Origin of the sequence: Mycolicibacterium brisbanense, from assembly GCF_001570425.1 — a bacterium.
GTDB lineage: Bacteria > Actinomycetota > Actinomycetes > Mycobacteriales > Mycobacteriaceae > Mycobacterium > Mycobacterium brisbanense.
The window spans coordinates 123,349-141,864 of the sequence record NZ_BCSX01000044.1 but is presented as its reverse complement, the minus strand read 5'-3'; the positions used below and the strand labels follow the sequence as shown (position 1 = coordinate 141,864).

Sequence of the window (18,516 nt, the reverse complement as noted above, 5' to 3'; positions counted from 1 at the left end):
CTTGACTCCCTTAATATTAAGAGAAAAGTAAGGGCTTCACATAGGTGAGTAGCGAGTGCGATCGCGCGTACCATCCTTCGGGGTTTTGGTACGCGCGGTCGGTTGACTGGCTGAGGCGCACCGTGAACGACGTGCGACAACAGGCTTCACGACGAGTGCGGCTCTGACGGGAGAAGAAATATGCCGTTCCACAATCCGTTCATCAAGGACGGACAGATCAAGTTTCCTGACGGCGCCAGCATCGTTCAACACGTCGAGCGCTGGGCCAAGGTGCGTGGCGACAAGCTCGCGTACCGGTTCCTCGACTTCTCCACAGAGCGCGACGGCGTCGCCCGCGACCTGACATGGTCGCAGTTCAGTGCCCGTAACAAGGCCGTCGCCGCGCGGCTGCAGCAGGTCACCCAGCCGGGCGATCGCGTCGCGATCCTGTGCCCGCAGAACCTCGACTACCTGGTCGCCTTCTTCGGCACCCTCTACGCGGGCCGCATCGCCGTTCCCCTGTTCGACCCGTCCGAGCCGGGGCACGTCGGCCGGCTGCACGCCGTGCTCGACAACTGCCACCCGTCGGCGATCCTGACCACCACGGAGGCCGCCGAAGGCGTCCGTAAGTTCTTCCGCAGCCGTCCGGCCAACCAGCGGCCGCGCGTCATCGCCGTCGACGCCGTGCCCGACGACGTCGCCGCCACCTGGGTCCATCCGGACGATCCGGACGAGACCACCATCGCCTACCTGCAGTACACCTCGGGGTCGACGCGTATCCCGACCGGTGTGCAGATCACCCACCTCAACCTGGCCACCAACGTCGTGCAGGTGATCGAGGCGCTGGAAGGCGAGGACGGCGACCGCGGCCTGTCCTGGCTGCCGTTCTTCCACGACATGGGTCTGATCACCGCTCTGCTCGCGCCGATGATCGGCTACTACTTCACCTTCATGACCCCGGCGGCGTTCGTGCGTCGTCCCGAACGCTGGATCCGGGAACTCGCCCGCAAGGAGGGTGACACCGGCGGCACCATCTCGGTGGCCCCGAACTTCGCGTTCGACCACGCCGCGGCGCGCGGTGTGCCCAAGGAGGGCTCGGCGCCGCTGGACATGTCCAACGTCAAGGCCGTGCTGAACGGCAGCGAGCCCATCTCGGCGGCCACCGTGCGCCGGTTCAACGAGGCGTTCGGCCCGTACGGTTTCCCGGCCAAGGCCATCAAGCCGTCCTACGGCCTGGCCGAGGCCACGCTGTTCGTGTCGACCACGCCGTCGGCCGAGGAGCCCAAGATCATCACCGTCGACCGGGATGCGCTCAACAGCGGGCGCATCGTCGAGGTGCCCGAGGATTCCCCGAAGGCCGTCGCCCAGGCATCGGCCGGGAAGGTCGGCATGGCCGAGTGGGCGGTCATCGTCGACGCCGACAGTGCGACCGAGCTGCCCGACGGCCAGGTCGGTGAGATCTGGATCAGCGGCCAGAACATGGGCACCGGCTACTGGGGCAAGCCCGAGGAGAGCCGCGAGGTCTTCCAGAACACCCTCAAGTCGCGCACCAGCCCCTCGCACGCCGAGGGTGCGTCCGACGACGCCACTTGGGTCCGCACTGGCGACTACGGTGCCTTCTACGACGGCGATCTCTACATCACCGGCCGCGTGAAGGATCTGGTCATCATCGACGGCCGCAACCACTACCCGCAGGACCTGGAGTACTCGGCGCAGGAGGCCAGCAAGGCGCTGCGCACCGGGTACGTCGCGGCCTTCTCGGTGCCGGCCAACCAGCTGCCCGACGAGGTCTTCGAGAACGCGCATTCCGGGCTGCACCGCGACCCTGATGACACCTCCGAACAGCTGGTGATCGTGGCCGAGCGGGCGCCGGGCGCGCACAAGCTCGAAGTCGGCCCCATCTCCGACGACATCCGCGCCGCCATCGCGGTGCGGCACGGCGTCACCGTTCGCGACGTGCTGCTGACCGCCGCCGGTGCCATCCCGCGTACCTCCAGCGGCAAGATCGGCCGCCGTGCCTGCCGGGCCGCCTACCTGGACGGCAGCCTGCGCAGCGGCAAGATCGCCAACGCGTTCCCCGACGAGACCGACTGATGAGCGCTCGCGCGAAGAAGAGACAGCACTGATGAGCGCTCGCGCGAAGAAGAGACAGCACTGATGGGCCCAGCTGGGCTACACCGCCGACTGTCGGCCGGTTGAGACAAGGTGACTTGAACACCCGCACGCGAGGAGGACAACCCGCGATGGATGAAGCACAAAGCAATTCGAATCTTCCAGCGACCACCGAGTCTGCCGGCCAACCGGCGTCGCGCCCCGACATGACCGTCGCGGAGATGCGCGAGTGGCTGCGCAAGGCGGTGGCCACCGCGACGGGGCAATCGGCCGACGCCATCGACGAGACCACGCCACTGATCGAGCTCGGCCTGTCCTCGCGCGATGCGGTCGCGATGGCCAGTGACATCGAGGATCTCACCGGCGTCACGCTGACGGCCACGGTGCTGTTCCGGCATCCGACCATCGAGTCGCTGGCCACTGTCATCATCGAGGGCGAACCCGAACCCGAGGACACCAGCGACGAGGACTGGTCGCGCGAGCGTGATGTCGAGGACATTGCGATCGTGGGTGTGTCCACCCGCTTCCCGGGTGACCTGAACACCCCCGACGAGATGTGGGAAGCCCTGCTCGCGGGAAAGGACTGCATCACCGACCTGCCCGAGGGCCGGTGGGAGGAGTTCCTCTCCGAACCGCGAATCGCCGAGCGGGTGGGTAAGGCCCGCACCCGCGGCGGCTATCTGTCCGACATCAAGGGTTTCGACTCCGAGTTCTTCGCGCTGTCGAAGATGGAGGCCGACAACATCGATCCGCAGCAGCGCATGGCGCTGGAGCTGACGTGGGAAGCCTTGGAGCACGCCAGGATTCCCGCGTCGAGCCTGCGGGGCGGCAGTGTCGCGGTGTACATCGGCAGTTCCAACAACGACTACTCCTACCTGTCGCTGGCCGACCCGACGGTGACCCACCCGTACGCCATCACCGGCAACCAGACGGCGATCATCGCCAACCGCGTGTCCTACTTCTACGATTTCCGCGGCCCGTCGGTGTCTGTCGACACCGCGTGCTCGAGCTCGCTGGTCGCCGCGCACCAGGGTGTGCAGGCGCTGCGCTCGGGTGAGGCCGACGTGGCCATCGTCGGCGGCGTCAACGCGCTCATCACCCCGCTGGTGACCATCGGCTTCGACGAGGTCGGCGGCGTGCTGGCCTCCGACGGCCGGATCAAGTCGTTCTCGTCGGACGCCGACGGCTACGCCCGTTCCGAGGGCGGCGGCATGCTGGTGCTCAAGCGGGTGTCCGATGCCCGCCGCGACGGCGACCAGATCCTGGCCGTGATCGCCGGCAGCGCGGTCAACCACGACGGCCGGTCCAACGGTCTGCTCGCCCCGAATCCCGATGCGCAGGAAGAGGTTCTGCGCCGGGCGTACAAGGACGCCGGGATCAACCCGCGCAACGTCGACTACATCGAGGCGCACGGCACAGGCACCATCCTGGGCGACCCGATCGAGGCCGACGCGCTCGGCCGGGTGGTCGGCCGGGGTCGTGACGCGGACAAGCCTGCCCTGCTGGGTGCGGTGAAATCCAATGTGGGACACCTGGAATCGGCCGCGGGCGCGGCGAGCCTGGCGAAGATGACGCTGGCGCTGGCCAACGACAAGCTGCCGCCGTCGATCAACTACGCGGGGCCCAACCCCTACATCGACTTCGACAAGGAACATCTCAAGGTCAACGACACCGTCTCGGAGTGGCCGCGGTACAGCGGGCACGCCATCACCGGTGTGTCGGGATTCGGGTTCGGTGGCGCCAACGCGCACCTGGTGCTGCGTGAGGTGCTGCCGTCGGATCTCGTCGAACCCGAGCCGGAACCCGAAGCGGTCGAAGAGAAGTCGACCGCTGACGACGCCAACGCCGTATACGTCGGCGGCGTGCGGATGGACGAGTACGGCGAGTTCATCCACGATGAACCGGAGGCGGATGAATACCCCGCCTACGATGAGGCCGCACACGAACTGCCCGGCCTGACCGACGAGGCCAAGCGGCTGATCGAGAAGGCGCGCGAGGAGCTGGCCGCCCGCGAAGCCGCTGAGCCCGTCAAAAAGGTTGTCCCGCTTGCTGTCTCGGCGTTCTTGACGTCGCGTAAGAAGGCCGCCGCGGCCGAGCTGGCGGACTGGATCGACAGCCCCGCAGGGCGTGAGGCCTCTCTCGAATCCATCGGGCGCTCGCTGTCGCGGCGCAACCACGGCCGCTCGCGCGCGGTCGTGCTGGCCACGGACCACGACGAGGCCATCAAGGGCCTGCGGGCATTGGCCGAGGGCAAGCAGCACCCGAGCGTGATCACCGCCGACGGTCCCGTCACCAACGGGCCGGTGTGGGTGCTCGCCGGATTCGGTGCCCAGCACCGCAAGATGGGCAAAGAGCTGTACCTGCGCGAGCCTGTCTTCGCCGAATGGATCAACAAGGTCGACGCCCACATCCAGGATGAGCGCGGCTATTCCGTCGTCGAACTGATCCTCGACGACGCGATCGACTACACCAACGAGACCTGCGAATACCCCATCGAAGTGGTCCAGACGGTGATCTTCGCGATCCAGATCGCGCTCGGTGAGTTCCTCAAGGCCCACGGCGCGAAACCCGGTGCGGTGGTGGGGCAGTCGCTCGGTGAGGCGGCCGCCGCCTACTTCTCCGGCGGCCTGTCGCTGGCCGACGCGACCCGGACCATCTGCTCGCGCGCCCACCTGATGGGTGAGGGCGAGGCGATGCTGTTCGGCGAGTACATCCGGCTCATGGCCCTCGTGGAGTACTCGGCCGACGAGATCAAGACCGTCTTCGCCGACTACCCGGGCCTGGAGGTGTGCGTCTACGCCGCCCCGACCCAGACCGTCATCGGCGGTCCGCCGGAGCAGATCGACGCGATCATCGCCCGGGCCGAGTCCGAGGGGAAGTTCGCCCGCAAGCTGCAGACCAAGGGCGCCAGCCACACCCAGCAGATGGATCCGCTGCTCGGCGAACTCTCCGCCGAGATCCAGGGCATCGAACCGCATCCGCTGACCACGGGCTACTTCTCCACCGTGCACGAGGGCAAGTTCATCCGGGCCGGCGCCGAGCCGATCCACGACGTGGAGTACTGGAAGAAGGGGCTGCGCCACAGCGTCTACTTCACGCACGGCATCCGCAACGCGGTCGACAACGGGCACACTACGTTCCTGGAGCTGGCGCCGAACCCGGTGGCGCTCATGCAGGTTGGGCTGACGACAGCGTCGGCGGGCCTGCACGACGCGCAGCTGATCGCGACGCTGGCCCGCAAGCAGGACGAGGTCACCTCGATGACCACGGCCATGGCGCACCTGTTTGTGCACGGTCACGACCTGGACATCCGCACGCTGTTCCCGCGCAAGTCCAGCGGCCTGGCCGGTGCCCTGGACTTCGCCAACATCCCGCCGACGCGGTTCAAGCGCAAGCAGCACTGGCTGGATGCGCACTTCACCGGTGACAGCTCGGCGGTCATGCCGGGCAACCATGTCGCCACCCCCGACGGCAAGCACGTGTGGGAGTTCGTGCCCAAGGGCGCCATCGACCTCGCTGCGCTGGTGAAAGCCGCTGCCGCGCAGGTGCTTCCGGACGCCAGGCTGACCGCGTCCGAGCAGCGCGCGGTGCCGGCCGAGGGTTCGCGGCTGGTCACGACGCTGACCCGGCACCCGGGCGGTGCCTCGGTGCAGGTGCACGCCCGCATCGATGAGTCGTTCACGCTGGTCTACGACGCCATCGTGACCCGCGGCGGCGCCGCGGCCACCCTGCCGACCGCAGTGGGTGCCGGTGTTGTCGCCGAGCAGGTTTCGGCCGCACCGGCCGCCGTCGAGCCGGAACCCGAGGATGATGCCGAGATCCTGCAGGACAACCTGACCAAGGGCGCAGGCATGGGCGCCGGCTTCGAGAAGTGGTCGCCCGAGTCCGGTGAGACCGTCGCGCAGCGCCTCGGCACGATCGTCGGTGCCGCAATGGGTTACGAGCCCGAGGATCTGCCGTGGGAGGTGCCGCTGATCGAGCTGGGTCTCGACTCGCTGATGGCGGTGCGGATCAAGAACCGCGTCGAGTACGACTTCGACCTGCCGCCGATCCAGTTGACCGCGGTCCGGGACGCCAACCTCTACAACGTCGAGGAGCTCATCAAGTACGCGATCGAGCACCGCGACGAGGTCGACCAGATCGCCGAGTCGCAGAAGGGCAAGTCGGCCGAGGACATCGCCGCCGAGCAGTCCGAGCTGCTGGGTGGTGCGTCCACGGTGGCCGAGCTCGAAGCCAAGCTCGCTGAGGCCGGACATCCCTTGGCCGACAAGGACTCCGAGGACAGCGTCGCACCAGCTGCGCCGATCGACATTCCCGCGCCGCCGACCGATCCGAGCGGTCCCTCGATCCCGGCCCCGCCGTCAGATCCGTCGGGCCCCAGCAAGGCCACCGCAGCCGCAGCGGCAGCGAAGGTGCTGACCCAGGAGGCGGTGACCGAGGCGCTGGGCGCCGACGTGCCGCCGCGTGACGCCGCGGAACGCGTCACGTTCGCGACGTGGGCGATCGTGACCGGCAAGTCTCCGGGCGGCATCTTCAACGAGCTGCCTTCGGTCGACGACGCGACCGCGACCAAGTTGGCCGAGCGGCTGTCCGAACGCGCCGAGGGCACCATCACCGTCGACGACGTCAAGTCGGCCACGACCATCGAGGAACTGTCCACGATCGTGCGCGACCAGCTCGAGGAGGGCGTGGTCGACGGGTTCGTGCGCACGCTGCGGGCACCGAAAGAGGGCTCGTCGCACGTGCCGCTCTTCGTGTTCCACCCGGCAGGTGGGTCCACGGTGGTCTACGAACCGTTGATGAAGCGGCTGCCGCCCGATACCCCGGTCTACGGATTCGAGCGCGTCGAGGGCGCGATCGAGGAGCGCGCGGCCGAATACGTGCCGAAGCTGTTGGCTATGCACGACGGCCCGTTCGTGCTCGCGGGCTGGTCACTGGGCGGGGCACTGGCCTACGCGTGCGCGATCGGGCTGAAGCGAGCAGGCGCCGACGTCCGGTTCGTCGGGCTGATCGACCTCGCGCTTCCGGGCGAGCCGATCGACCAGAGCAAGGAGGGCATGCGGGCCCGCTGGGACCGCTACGCCCTGTTCGCCGAGCGGACGTTCAACGTCGAGATTCCGGCCATCCCGTACGAGGAACTGGAGCAACTCGACGACGAGGGCCAGGTGAAGTTCGTGCTGGACGCGATCAAGGACAGCGGCGTGCGGATCCCGGGCGGCATCATCGAGCACCAGCGCACGTCGTACCTGGATCAGCGCGCCCTGGCCACCATCGAGGTCCAGCCCTACGACGGGCACGTCACGCTGTACCTGGCCGACCGCTACCACGATGACGCGATCGTGTTCGAGCCTGCGTACGCGACCCGTAAGCCCGACGGCGGCTGGGGTGAGTACGTCAAGGATCTGGAGGTCGTACCCATCGGGGGTGAGCACATCCAGGCCATCGACGAGCCGTACATTGCCAAAGTGGGTGCTCACATGAGCGAGGCGCTCAACCGTATCGAAGCCGAGAGCGAGAGCAAGTGACGAACAAGACGACGGCCGCGCTGTTGGCCGACCTCCGCGAGAAGCTTGAGATCGCCAAGGAACCCGGCGGCGAGAAGGCCATCGCCAAGCGTGAGAAGAAGGGCATCCCCAGTGCCCGTGCGCGCATCCACGCGCTGCTCGATCCGGGCAGCTTCCTGGAGATCGGCGCCCTGTGCAAGACACCCGGTGACCCGAACGCACTGTTCGGCGACGGCGTGGTCACCGGCCACGGCACCATCAACGGCCGCCCGGTGGGCGTGTTCAGCCACGACCAGACGGTGTTCCAGGGCACGGTCGGCGAGATGTTCGGCCGCAAGGTGGCCCGCCTGATGGAGTGGGTGGCCATGGTCGGCTGCCCGATGATCGGCATCAACGACTCGGGCGGTGCCCGCATCCAGGACGCCGTGACCTCGCTGGCCTGGTACGCCGAACTCGGCCGCCGCCACGAACTGCTGCGCGGCATGGTGCCCGAGATCTCGATCATTCTCGGCAAATGTGCTGGCGGCGCGGTGTATTCGCCGATCCAGACCGATCTGGTGGTGGCCGTGCGGGACCAGGGCTACATGTTCGTCACCGGCCCGGACGTCATCAAGGACGTCACCGGTGAGGACGTGACGCTCGACGAGCTGGGCGGCGCCGATGCGCAGGCCCGCTACGGCAACATCCACCAGGTGGTCGAGGACGAGGCCGCGGCGTTCCAGTACGTGCGCGACTACCTGAGCTTCTTGCCCCCCAACACTTTTGACGACCCGCCGATCGTCAACCCCGGCATGGAGCCCGAGATCACGCCGCACGACCTTGAGCTCGACGCCATCGTGCCGGACGCCGACAACACGGCCTACGACATGCATGAGATCCTGCTGCGGATCTTCGACGACGGCGACGTGTTCGACGTTGCCGCGCAGCGTGGGCAGGCGATGATCACGGCGTTCGCGCGCGTCGACGGGCACCCGGTCGGCGTCATCGCCAACCAGCCGATGCACATGTCCGGTGCCATCGACAACGAGGCGTCGGACAAGGCTGCCGGATTCATCCGGTTCTGCGACTCCTACAACCTGCCTTTGGTTTTCGTGGTCGACACCCCCGGCTTCCTGCCCGGCGTCGAGCAGGAGAAGGGCGGCATCATCAAGCGCGGCGGCCGGTTCCTCAACGCCGTCGTCGAGGCCGACGTGCCGAAGGTGACCATCACCATCCGCAAGTCCTACGGTGGCGCGTACGCGGTGATGGGTTCCAAGCAGCTCTCGGCTGACCTCAACTTTGCCTGGCCGACCGCCCGTATCGCGGTGATCGGTGCCGAGGGCGCCGCGCAGTTGCTGGTGAAGCGTTTCCCGGATCCCACCGCGCCCGAGGTGCAGAAGATCCGCGCGGACTTCATCGCGGGCTACAACGAGAACATGGCCACGCCGTGGATCGCCGCCGAGCGCGGGTTCATCGACGCCGTCATCCAGCCGCACGAAACCCGGCTGCTGCTGCGCAAGTCGCTGCACCTGTTGCGCGACAAGCAGAAGCACGGCCGCGTCCAGCGCAAGCACGGCCTCCTACCTATCTAGCGCGAGCAGACGCTGAGGTACCGCGACACGCCGCAGTTCGCGGACCGCTGTGTCTGCTCGCCCAGGGGGTCAGCCCGTGGCCAACACTGCCGCGCCGTACCAATGGCACAGCAGCAGAGCAAGTTCCACGTCCAGCCGGTCCTCATCGATGGGGCGGCCGCGGCGTTCGATCGCCCGGCTGACCCGGTACTTCACCGAGTTGAAGTGCAGATTGAGTTTCTCGCCCGCGGATTTGTAGCTCGCGCCGTCGGCCAGGTAGACGCGCAAGGTCTCGCGCAGCCGCGCGTCGTTGGCGGTGTCGGAAGCCAGTTCGCCGAGCGTATCGGTGACGAATCCCCGTGCCGCGTCGAGGTTCTCACCCATCAGTGCCGCGGCGGCCAGACCGGGATCGGTCGCCGCGGTGACGCCACCGCTGCCCGCGGCGATCGCGACGACGCGGGCCCGCACGGCTTGGCGGTGGGACCTGCGGAAGCCGTCGACACCCCGCAACGGCGTGCCGAGCGCCACCGCGGGCGCATCACGCTGAGCGCCGAGAAAGTCGCGGGCGGTGTCGAGTGCACTCGCCGCTGCCATCGCCGACAGCGGTATCCAGCCCCAACCGGTGTTGCGGTCGGCTGCGACGAACAGCGGACTGCCGTGCGCGCCAACGGCTTCAGCCAGATCGCGCAGCAGAATCTCGAGGCGGCCGAGCCCGTCGTCGCGGTCGCAATCGGCAGGCCACCACAACACCAGTGCCAGATGCGTGCGCTGCATCGGATACCGCAATGCGGCAGTGAGGGTGTCAGGGTCGGCCACTGCGGCCGACAGCGGCGTCGCGAGAACCTCGCGCACCCGCAGCGCCCTGGCACTGTTCTGATTGGCCAGCCAGCGTTCGCGTTCCTCTTCGTAGACGACCACCACCTGCTGGCTGATCCAGTCGATGTAGCGGAACGACACCGACGTGATGCGCTCGAACACCGCCAAACCGATCCGCGCGTCCAGACCCGAGGCGTTGATCTCGTCGGAGGCCGCGTCGATCACCAGGGCATGGCCTAACCGGTACGCCCGCACGAGCGCGTCCATCGGCACTCCGCGCTGGGCTACGCGGCGGGCGTATTCGAGCGCCGCGGTCGGCGGCTCGATGTTGCCCAGCGATATGTCATGGCGCAGCGCATGGAAGATGGTCTCGACGTTGCCCGCGACGCTGGCCCCGAGCAGCTGCACCAATTCGGGGTCGCCGCGCAGCTGCGTGATGTCGCTGGCCAGCGCCTGTTGGACGCTGCGGCTCACCGCGCTCTGGCGGGCGATCAGGCTGTCCATCACAACGGCCGAGGCAGCTGCGACAGCGGTGTCCATGTCCTGACCCTAGAACGTGTATTTGTTCCCCGGCGACAAACCGCCAGGTCGACTTCATCGGCGTACGACGGTGTGGTGGGGAGCACAAATTTCTACTGTCGTGACATGTCCCTCTCCACTCTGCCCGACCGCCGCGCCGCCGCCGCACCACATGCTCCCGCCGTCGCCGACGACCACCTCGACCTGGACAACAGCGCGTTCCTCGACGCTGTCCGCCGCGCCGCCGCGGCCCTGCGGGCGCACGGTGTCCGGCCTGGCAGCGTCGTGGCCGTCATGCTCCCCAACCGCACCGAGTTCGTCGTCGCGCTCTTCGCCGCGTGGCGACTCGGAGCGGCCGTCACCCCGATCAGCCCGACCCTGGTGCCTGCCGAAGTCGCGTACCAGGTGGCCGACGCCGGATCGGTGGTGCTGATCGCCGACCGTGCGGTGGACGCCGATATCCCGATTCTTCGCGTGGACGACCTCACCGGCGACCCCGACGGCGCAGACCCGATCGACAACACCGACGACGCGCTGGCCCTGCTGATCTACACCAGCGGTACCACGGGCCGTCCCAAGGGCGTCATGCTCGACCACGGCAACATCAACGCCATGTGCGCCATGGTGATCGAGGGTTTCGAGCTGACCTCCTCGGACCACAGCCTGCTGATCCTGCCGCTGTTTCACGTCAACGGCATCGTGGTGAGCATCCTGTCGCCGCTCATCGCCGGTGGGCGGGCCACCATCGCGGGCCGGTTCAACCCGGCCACGTTCTTCCCGCGCATCGAAAGCACCAGGGCCACCTACTTTTCCGCGGTGCCGACGATCTACACCATGCTCGCCGGCCTGCCGGCCGAGGTGCAGCCGGACACCAGTTCGGTGCGGTTCGCGGTGTGCGGCGCGGCGCCCGCCAGCGTCGAACTCCTGGAGCGCTTCGAGAACCGCTACGGCATCGGGCTCATCGAAGGCTACGGCCTGTCGGAGGGGTCGTGCGCCAGCACCGGCAACCCGCTCAACGGCAAGCGTAAGCCGGGAACCGTCGGAATCCCGTTGCCGGGCCAGGAGATTCGCATCGTCGACCCGGCCGGGCGGACAGTTCCCGACGGCGAGATCGGCGAGGTGATCATCAAGGGGCCCAACGTGATGCGGGGCTACCTCAACCGCCCGGACGAGACCGCCAAGACCATCGTCGACGGCTGGCTGCACACCGGTGACGTGGGGCGGTTCGACGACGAGGGCTACCTGGTGCTGGTCGACCGGGCCAAAGACATGATCATCCGCGGCGGAGAGAACATCTATCCCAAGGAGATCGAGTCCGTCGTCTACCAACTCCCGGAGATCGCCGAGGCGGCCGTCGTCGGGCGGGCCAGTGCACTCTACGGCGAGGAGCCGGTGCTGTTCGCCTCGCTGAACACCGGTACCGATCTCACCGCTGACGAGATCGTTGCGCACCTCCGTGACTCGCTGTCGAAATACAAACTGCCCGTGGAGATCACGCTGCTCGACGAGCTTCCCAAGAACCCCGTCGGCAAGATCGACAAGCCGTCGCTGCGCAAAACTTTCACCGCCACCCAGAACTAACCTGATCCCACCGAAGGAGCTCATCATGGGATTCGTCACGCCGACGCTGCCCGACGTCGACCTGGAAGACTTTCTGCGCCAGCCCCTGATGGAGCGGATCCGCATCATGACCACCAAGTGGGCCGATCACGGCCTCGGTGTGCCCCGCATGATCCATGTGCTCTACATCGTCAAGCTGGTGTTCTTCTACGCCCTCGGCGGTGTCGTGATCGCCACTGTCACATCGCATCTGCCGGCGTTCTGGCACGTCTCGGGGTGGTGGAACCAACCGATCGTCTACCAGAAGCTGATCCTGTGGACCATCCTGCTCGAGCTCATCGGGCTCGCCGGATCATGGGGGCCGCTGGCGGGCAAGACCAAACCGATGACAGGTGGCTTCCGATTCTGGGCCAAGGTCAACACCATTCGGCTGCGGCCCTGGAAGGCGGTGCCGTTCACCAATGGCGACCGGCGCACGTGGTTCGACGTCACCGTCTACCTGGCGCTGATCGTCAGCGTGACCGTGGCGCTGGTGGCACCCGGCGTGCACAGCGACTCACTGTCGAAAGTGCTGCCGGACAACACCTCCGGCCTGGTCAACCCCGCCCTGCTGATCGTTCCCATGGTGCTGCTGGTGCTGATCGGCCTGCGCGACAAGACCATCTTCCTGGCGGCCCGCGGTGAGCAGTACCTGCCTGCACTGCTGTTCTTCACCACGCTGCCGTTCGTCGACATGATCATCGCGGGCAAGCTGCTGATCGGCACGGTGTGGATCTGGGCCGGGATCTCGAAGTTCGGTCTGCATTTCACCAACGTCATCCCGCCGATGGTGAGCAACAGTCCGACGCTTCCGTTCAAGTGGCTCAAGCGCGCGCACTACCGCAACTTCCCGCACGACCTGCGCTCGTCGCACCTCGCCACGTTCATGGCTCACGGTCCCGGCAGTTTCGTCGAGATCGTCGCACCGCTGGCACTGCTGCTGTCACCGTGGCCGTGGCTGACGTTCTGCGCCGCAGCCGTGATGGTGTGCTTCCACCTGTTCATCATCTCGACGTTCCCGCTGGCGGTGCCGGTGGAGTGGAATGTGCTGTTCGCCTACGCCACGGTGTTCCTGTTCGTGGGTTTCCCGAACTGGAACGGGTATGCGGTGTGGGACATGTCCTCACCGTGGCTCACCATCGTGCTGCTGATCGGGTTGTGCTTCTTCCCGGTGCTGGGCAATCTGCGTCCCGACCTGGTGTCGTTCCTGCCCGCGATGCGGCAGTATGCCGGCAACTGGGCCTCGGCGGTGTGGACGTTCACGCCGGGCGCCGAACAGAAGCTCAACCGGGTCACCCGGTCCTCGCCCAACACGGTCGACCAGTACATCAACTTCGGCTGGGATCCGGTGGTCGCCGAGGCGTTCACCCAGCAGGTGACGGCATGGCGGGCCATGCACAGCCAGGGTCGCGGCCTGTACTCGGTGCTGCTGAAGAACCTGCCCGACATCGACACCCGCACGGTGCGGGAGGGCGAGATGTCCTGCAACACCATCATCGGGTTCAACTTCGGTGACGGGCACCTGCACAATGAAGATCTGATCCGGGCCATCCAGACCGAAGCCCAGTTCGAGCCCGGTGAGTTCGTGATCGCGTGGGTCGAATCGCAGCCGATCCACAAGAAGACCCAGGAGTACAAGGTGATCGACGCGGCCCTCGGAGTCATCGAGCGAGGCACCTGGAACGTCGCGGACCTGGTCGAGGAGCAGCCGTGGCTGCCCAACGGCCCGATCCCGCTGAATGTGACGTGGCGCCGGGCCGGAGTCCAGGCATGACTACCGCGGTGGTCGTCGGTAGCGGGCCCAACGGGCTCGCTGCCGCCATCACCTTGGCAGCCGGCGGCGTGGACGTCACGGTGTTGGAGGCCAAGGACGAGATCGGTGGTGGGGTGCGATCGGGTGAGGGCCCCCTTGGTGACTTCGGGCCGGGCCTCGTCGTCGACCACTGCGCAGCGATCCATCCGATGGCGGTCGGCTCGGCCTTCCTGTCCGGACTGGATCTACCGATCGAGTGGCGCCTACCCGAAATCGACTGCGCGCACCCGCTCGACGACGGCGGGGCGGGCTTGCTGTGGCGCAGCGTCGACGACACCGCCGCCGGGCTGGGCGCCGACGGCACCCGCTGGAAGGCGTTGTTCGGTGGCCCGTCGGCCCGCTTCGACACGCTCGCGCAGGACATCATGGGCCCGCTGCTGCGGGTGCCGAAACACCCGATCGCGCTGGCCCGGTTCGGGGCGCCGACGGTCCTGCCCGCCTCGGCACTGAGCCGGCTGTTCCGCACCCCGCAGGCCAGGGCGCTGTTCGGAGGCGTTGCCGCACATACCTTTCAGCCGCTGCATCGCCCGCTGACCTCGGCGATCGGCCTGGGCATCATCACCGCAGGGCATCGGCACGGCTGGCCGGTGGCCGCGGGCGGCTCGCAGTCGATCACCGATGCGCTCGCCGCGGTGCTCGCCGAGCACGGCGGCAAGGTGCAGACCGGTGTCCGGGTGACCTCGGCTGCTCAGCTGCCTGCCGCCGACATCACCATGTTCGATCTCGCGCCGACCGCCGTCGCCGATATCCTCGGTGACCGGCTGCCACGCCGAATTGCCAAGCAGTTCAGCAAGTTTCGGTACGGGCCCGGCGCGTTCAAGGTGGATTTCGCCGTGCAGGGCCCGGTGCCGTGGCGCAACCCGCAGGTCGGTAAGGCCGGCACCGTGCACCTGGGGGGCAGCTTCGACGAAATCGCGGGCACCGAACGGGATATCCACGCCGGGCGCATGCCGCAGCGGCCGTTCGTCCTGGTGGGGCAGCAATATCTGGCCGACCCGCAACGTTCGGTCGGCGACGTCAACCCGATCTACTCGTATGCCCATGTGCCGCAGGGCTATACCGGCGATGCCACCGAGGCGATCATCGGCCAGTTCGAACGGTTCGCGCCGGGTTTTCGGGACCGCATCGTCGGGATGGCCGTGCGCACCACCACCGAGATGTCGGTGTACAACCCCAACTATGTCGGTGGCGATATCTGCACGGGTGCCAAGGACATTCGACAACTGGTGTTCGGACCTCGGATGACGTTGCAGCCCTACCGGCTTGGTGTTCCCGGGATGTACATCTGTTCGGCAGCGACGCCGCCCGGCCCGGGCGCTCACGGTATGTGCGGGGCCAACGCGGCGCAGCTCGCGCTGAAGTATCTGGCCCGTTAACCCGCGCGAGCAGACGTGAAAGTCCGTGAAAACCGGCGTGTCGCGGACTTTCGCGTCTGCTCGCGGGGAAAAAAGAACCGTTACATAGCTCACGCATATTCTTTTGCCAGAACTCGGATAACCTCGGTCGATAACGTCTCTGCCGCAACGAACATTTCGTGATGAAGGGAGAGATGATTGTCGAACAGTGTCACACGTAGCCTGCTGGGAACGCTCGCGGTCTCGGCCGGCTTGTCCTTGGCGGCGTTGGGCTTTGGCGTCGGAGTAGCCAGTGCGGACCCACCGCCACCGCCGGGACCAGGAGCGCCCGGCCCCGCGCCCGCGCCGTGCCCTCCGCTGCAGCCGTGCCAACCCGGACCGCCCGCGCCGCAGCCTGGCCCGCCCGGCCCCGGACGCTGACGGATGCAATAGGGCGTGCGGTGCGGGTCAGCGCACCGCACGCCCCTGCATCACATCCATAGCTCTTGCACATCAACCCCACAGGCGACGGCTAACCCGGGCCACGACGATCGGATGGTGCAGACATCCGTGACGGCCAGATCCGTGATGACCCGTGCCGATGGAAGCGCGATCCGCGTCCTGGTGGTCGACGACGAACCCGGGCTCGCTGAACTGGTCTCGATGGCGCTGCGCTACGAAGGCTGGAAGGTGACGACGGCGGCCGACGGCGCGACCGCCCTGCGGCTGGCGCAGCAGGACCCGCCGGACGTGGTTGTCCTGGACATCATGCTGCCCGATATGTCCGGGCTGGACGTGCTCCAGAGGCTGCGCGGCGCGCGCTCGGAGCTGCCGTTACTGCTGCTGACGGCCAAGGAGGCGCTGGAGGACCGCATCGCGGGGCTCGCGGCCGGCGGCGACGACTACGTGACCAAACCGTTCAGCGTCGAGGAACTGGTGTTGCGGTTGCGGGCGCTCATGCGGCGCAGTGGCGTGGCCGCCGACACCGGCGATGCCCGGCTGATCGTCGCCGACCTGATCCTCGACGAGGACAGCCATGAGGTGACCCGAAGTGGCGACGAGATCCAATTGACGGCAACCGAATTCGAACTGCTCCGGTTCATGATGCGCAATCAGCAACGCGTGCTGACCAAAGCGCAGATCCTGCAACGGGTCTGGAACCATGACGACGATGGGCGCTCCAACGTCGTCGAACTCTACATCTCCTACCTCCGGCGCAAGATCGACGCCGGACGCACCCCGTTGATCCGTACCGTTCGTGGAGTCGGTTATGTCCTCAAACCGCCCCGCTGAACTCTCGCTGACCGCGCGGATCCGCAGTCCGCGCACGTGGTCGCTGCAGGCCCGGCTGGTGATGGTGCTCGTGGTGCTGCTGGCGTGCGTATGTGCGGTCGTCGGTGCCGGGACCCTGCTGGCGACAGAACGATTCCTGATGCGCCAACTCGACAGCCAGGTGCGCGACGCGGCGTCCCGGTCGGTGACGTTCTACGACCTCGGCCCGCCGCCGGGCGTCCACTTCGACGGGCCGGGGCCGGTATTCCTCGATGCGCCAGGGCAATCCACGGGCACCGTCGGCGCGGTCGTCGTCGGCGGCCGGATCACCGAAGCCGCTGTCATCACCACCGATGGTTCACGCGACCAATTGTCGCCGGCTGCGGCGAGCGTGCTTGTCGACGTGCCCACCAGTCGTCCCGTGCGCGCATTCCTCGACGGCATAGGCGAATACGAGCTGATCGCCACGCCCGCCTCCGACGGCAATCTCGTGGTGGCCGGTCTGTCGCTCGACGGTGTGAACCGGACCCTGGTCTCGCTGATGGGCATCTTCTGGGCGGTCGCGGCGGTGGCCTTGCTCGTGGCGACGGTCGCCGGTGTGGTCGTCATCCGCAGGCAGTTCGCCCCGCTGTCCCGCGTCGCCCTGGCGGCCCGGCGCATCGCGCAGCTCGAGCTCGACCGAGGCGAAGTACGTTTTCCCACAGTCCTTGTCGGCACCGGGCCGCAGTCCCCGTACACCGAAGTCGGTCAGCTCGGCATGGCGTTCGACCAGATGCTGGATCGTATAGCGGACGCGTTGTCGGCCCGGCACACCAGCGAGATGCGGGTGCGTCAGTTCGTCGCCGACGCCAGTCACGAACTCCGTACCCCGCTGGCGTGCATCAGCGGCTACACCGAATTGGTCGCTCTGCGTGCTCCTTCGGAGCTGTCGCCAGATTTGGCCTACGCCATCGGGCGCGTCGACGCAGAAGCCAAGCGCATGACCCAACTGGTCGGGGACATGCTGTTGTTGGCGCGCCTGGACGCCGGGCGGCCACTGGACTGCAGCGACGTCGACCTGTGCTTGCTCACCGCCGACATCGTCATGGATGCGCGGGTCACCGGACCTACCCACCAGTGGTCGGTCAACGTGCCCGACGAACCTGTCATCGTCTCCGGCGAGAGCCTGCGCCTGCATCAGGTGCTCGCGAATCTGTTGACCAACGCCCGGATTCACACCCCGCCGGGCACCCACGTCAACACCACACTGACGTGTCCCGACGACCACACGGCGCTGCTGACGGTCACCGACAATGGTCCCGGCATCCCCGAACACCAGCTGCCCGAGATCTTCGAACGCTTCACCCGCGGCGACTCGTCGCGGTCCCGCCGGGCAGGCAGCACGGGTCTCGGCTTGGCGATCGTCTCCTCACTTGTCAAGTCCCACAAGGGAACTGTCTCGGTACGCAGTGTCCCTGGGGAAACCACGTTCACCATCAGCCTGCCGAGAGTCCGGTCAGCCCAACTGATAACTCTCGCGTGACACGCGGAAGAAGTGTCCGCTGTCCGTGTCGGTGCACGTCATGCGCGCGACCTCGCTGACACAGGTGATCGGGCCCAACGAGGTGGACTGGCCGTCGTCAGCGGTCTCCCACACGCCGGCGCCGCCGTCGAGTGCGGCGTAGGAGCACCGCAGGAACGCGGGCTGGCCCGCGTCGAGACGGAAGTCGCGGCCCGCGTTGCCCGACGGGCAGGCCGCACCGGTGGTCTCGTCCCGCGACGCCCCCGCGACGTAGGTGTGGTCGCTGATCTGGCAGAGGGCCACCGGGGCGTCGGTGGCGGGCGAGATGTCGAGCACACAGCGGATGTTGCCGGACGGGGTTTGCAGGTGCACACGTGTATCGGCCGCGGCGACAGCGGGATTGATGACGCACCCAGCGGCGAAGGCCGCGGCGGTCGCGATGAGCACGGATCGTCTCGTCATGGTCATCAGTAGAGAGCACCGGCGCGGTTACCGATCCCAAGTTCGGCCAACCACT

The 18,516-nt window shown here is 67.3% G+C and carries 10 protein-coding genes; 8 read left to right on the top strand and 2 right to left on the bottom strand.

Annotated elements, in window-relative coordinates:
- Positions 1-180: 180 nt before the first annotated feature.
- The 3 genes from fadD32 (at position 181) to RMCB_RS24970 (ending at position 9,166) form a co-directional block, all read left to right on the top strand.
- Positions 181-2,073: a long-chain-fatty-acid--AMP ligase FadD32 gene (fadD32, locus tag RMCB_RS24980; RefSeq protein WP_062830906.1), complete on the top strand. Its 1,893-nt coding sequence runs from the start codon at positions 181-183 to the stop codon at positions 2,071-2,073.
- Positions 2,074-2,222: 149 nt separating this feature from the next.
- On the top strand, positions 2,223-7,616 hold the full coding sequence (gene pks13, locus RMCB_RS24975) for a polyketide synthase Pks13 (RefSeq protein WP_062830905.1): 5,394 nt from the start codon (positions 2,223-2,225) through the stop codon (positions 7,614-7,616).
- Positions 7,613-9,166 (top strand): acyl-CoA carboxylase subunit beta, encoded by a 1,554-nt coding sequence (locus tag RMCB_RS24970; protein WP_029370838.1) that lies wholly within the window; start codon positions 7,613-7,615, stop codon positions 9,164-9,166. Before pks13 ends, RMCB_RS24970 begins: the two co-directional genes overlap by 4 nt.
- Positions 9,167-9,235: 69 nt before the next feature.
- Here RMCB_RS24970 and RMCB_RS24965 read toward each other — a convergent pair whose 3' ends face one another.
- On the bottom strand, positions 9,236-10,501 hold the full coding sequence (locus RMCB_RS24965) for a PucR family transcriptional regulator (protein WP_062830904.1): 1,266 nt from the start codon (positions 10,499-10,501) through the stop codon (positions 9,236-9,238).
- 105 nt (positions 10,502-10,606) lie between these two features.
- On the opposite strand from RMCB_RS24965, the gene RMCB_RS24960 reads away from it, so the two are divergent.
- The 5 genes from RMCB_RS24960 (at position 10,607) to RMCB_RS24935 (ending at position 18,020) form a co-directional block, all read left to right on the top strand.
- Entirely contained in the window at positions 10,607-12,061 is a 1,455-nt protein-coding gene (locus RMCB_RS24960; RefSeq protein WP_062830903.1) for a class I adenylate-forming enzyme family protein, read from the top strand.
- Between the two features lie 25 nt (positions 12,062-12,086).
- Positions 12,087-13,853, top strand: coding sequence for a DUF3556 domain-containing protein (locus RMCB_RS24955; RefSeq protein ID WP_062830902.1), 1,767 nt, complete (start codon positions 12,087-12,089; stop codon positions 13,851-13,853).
- Positions 13,850-15,268, top strand: a complete 1,419-nt coding sequence (locus RMCB_RS24950) for a phytoene desaturase family protein (RefSeq protein ID WP_062830901.1) — start codon at positions 13,850-13,852, stop codon at positions 15,266-15,268. The genes RMCB_RS24955 and RMCB_RS24950 overlap by 4 nt, the downstream gene beginning before the upstream one ends.
- A gap of 546 nt (positions 15,269-15,814) precedes the next feature.
- Positions 15,815-16,519 carry a response regulator transcription factor gene (locus RMCB_RS24940; protein ID WP_084388608.1) on the top strand — a complete coding sequence of 235 codons (705 nt, stop codon included), beginning with the start codon at positions 15,815-15,817 and terminating at the stop codon, positions 16,517-16,519.
- On the top strand, positions 16,497-18,020 hold the full coding sequence (locus RMCB_RS24935; protein ID WP_062830899.1) for a sensor histidine kinase: 1,524 nt from the start codon (positions 16,497-16,499) through the stop codon (positions 18,018-18,020). The genes RMCB_RS24940 and RMCB_RS24935 overlap by 23 nt, the downstream gene beginning before the upstream one ends.
- Here RMCB_RS24935 and RMCB_RS24930 read toward each other — a convergent pair.
- Positions 17,994-18,461 (bottom strand): hypothetical protein, encoded by a 468-nt coding sequence (locus RMCB_RS24930; protein WP_131805578.1) that lies wholly within the window; start codon positions 18,459-18,461, stop codon positions 17,994-17,996. The genes RMCB_RS24935 and RMCB_RS24930 overlap by 27 nt on opposite strands.
- Positions 18,462-18,516: the final 55 nt, after the last annotated feature.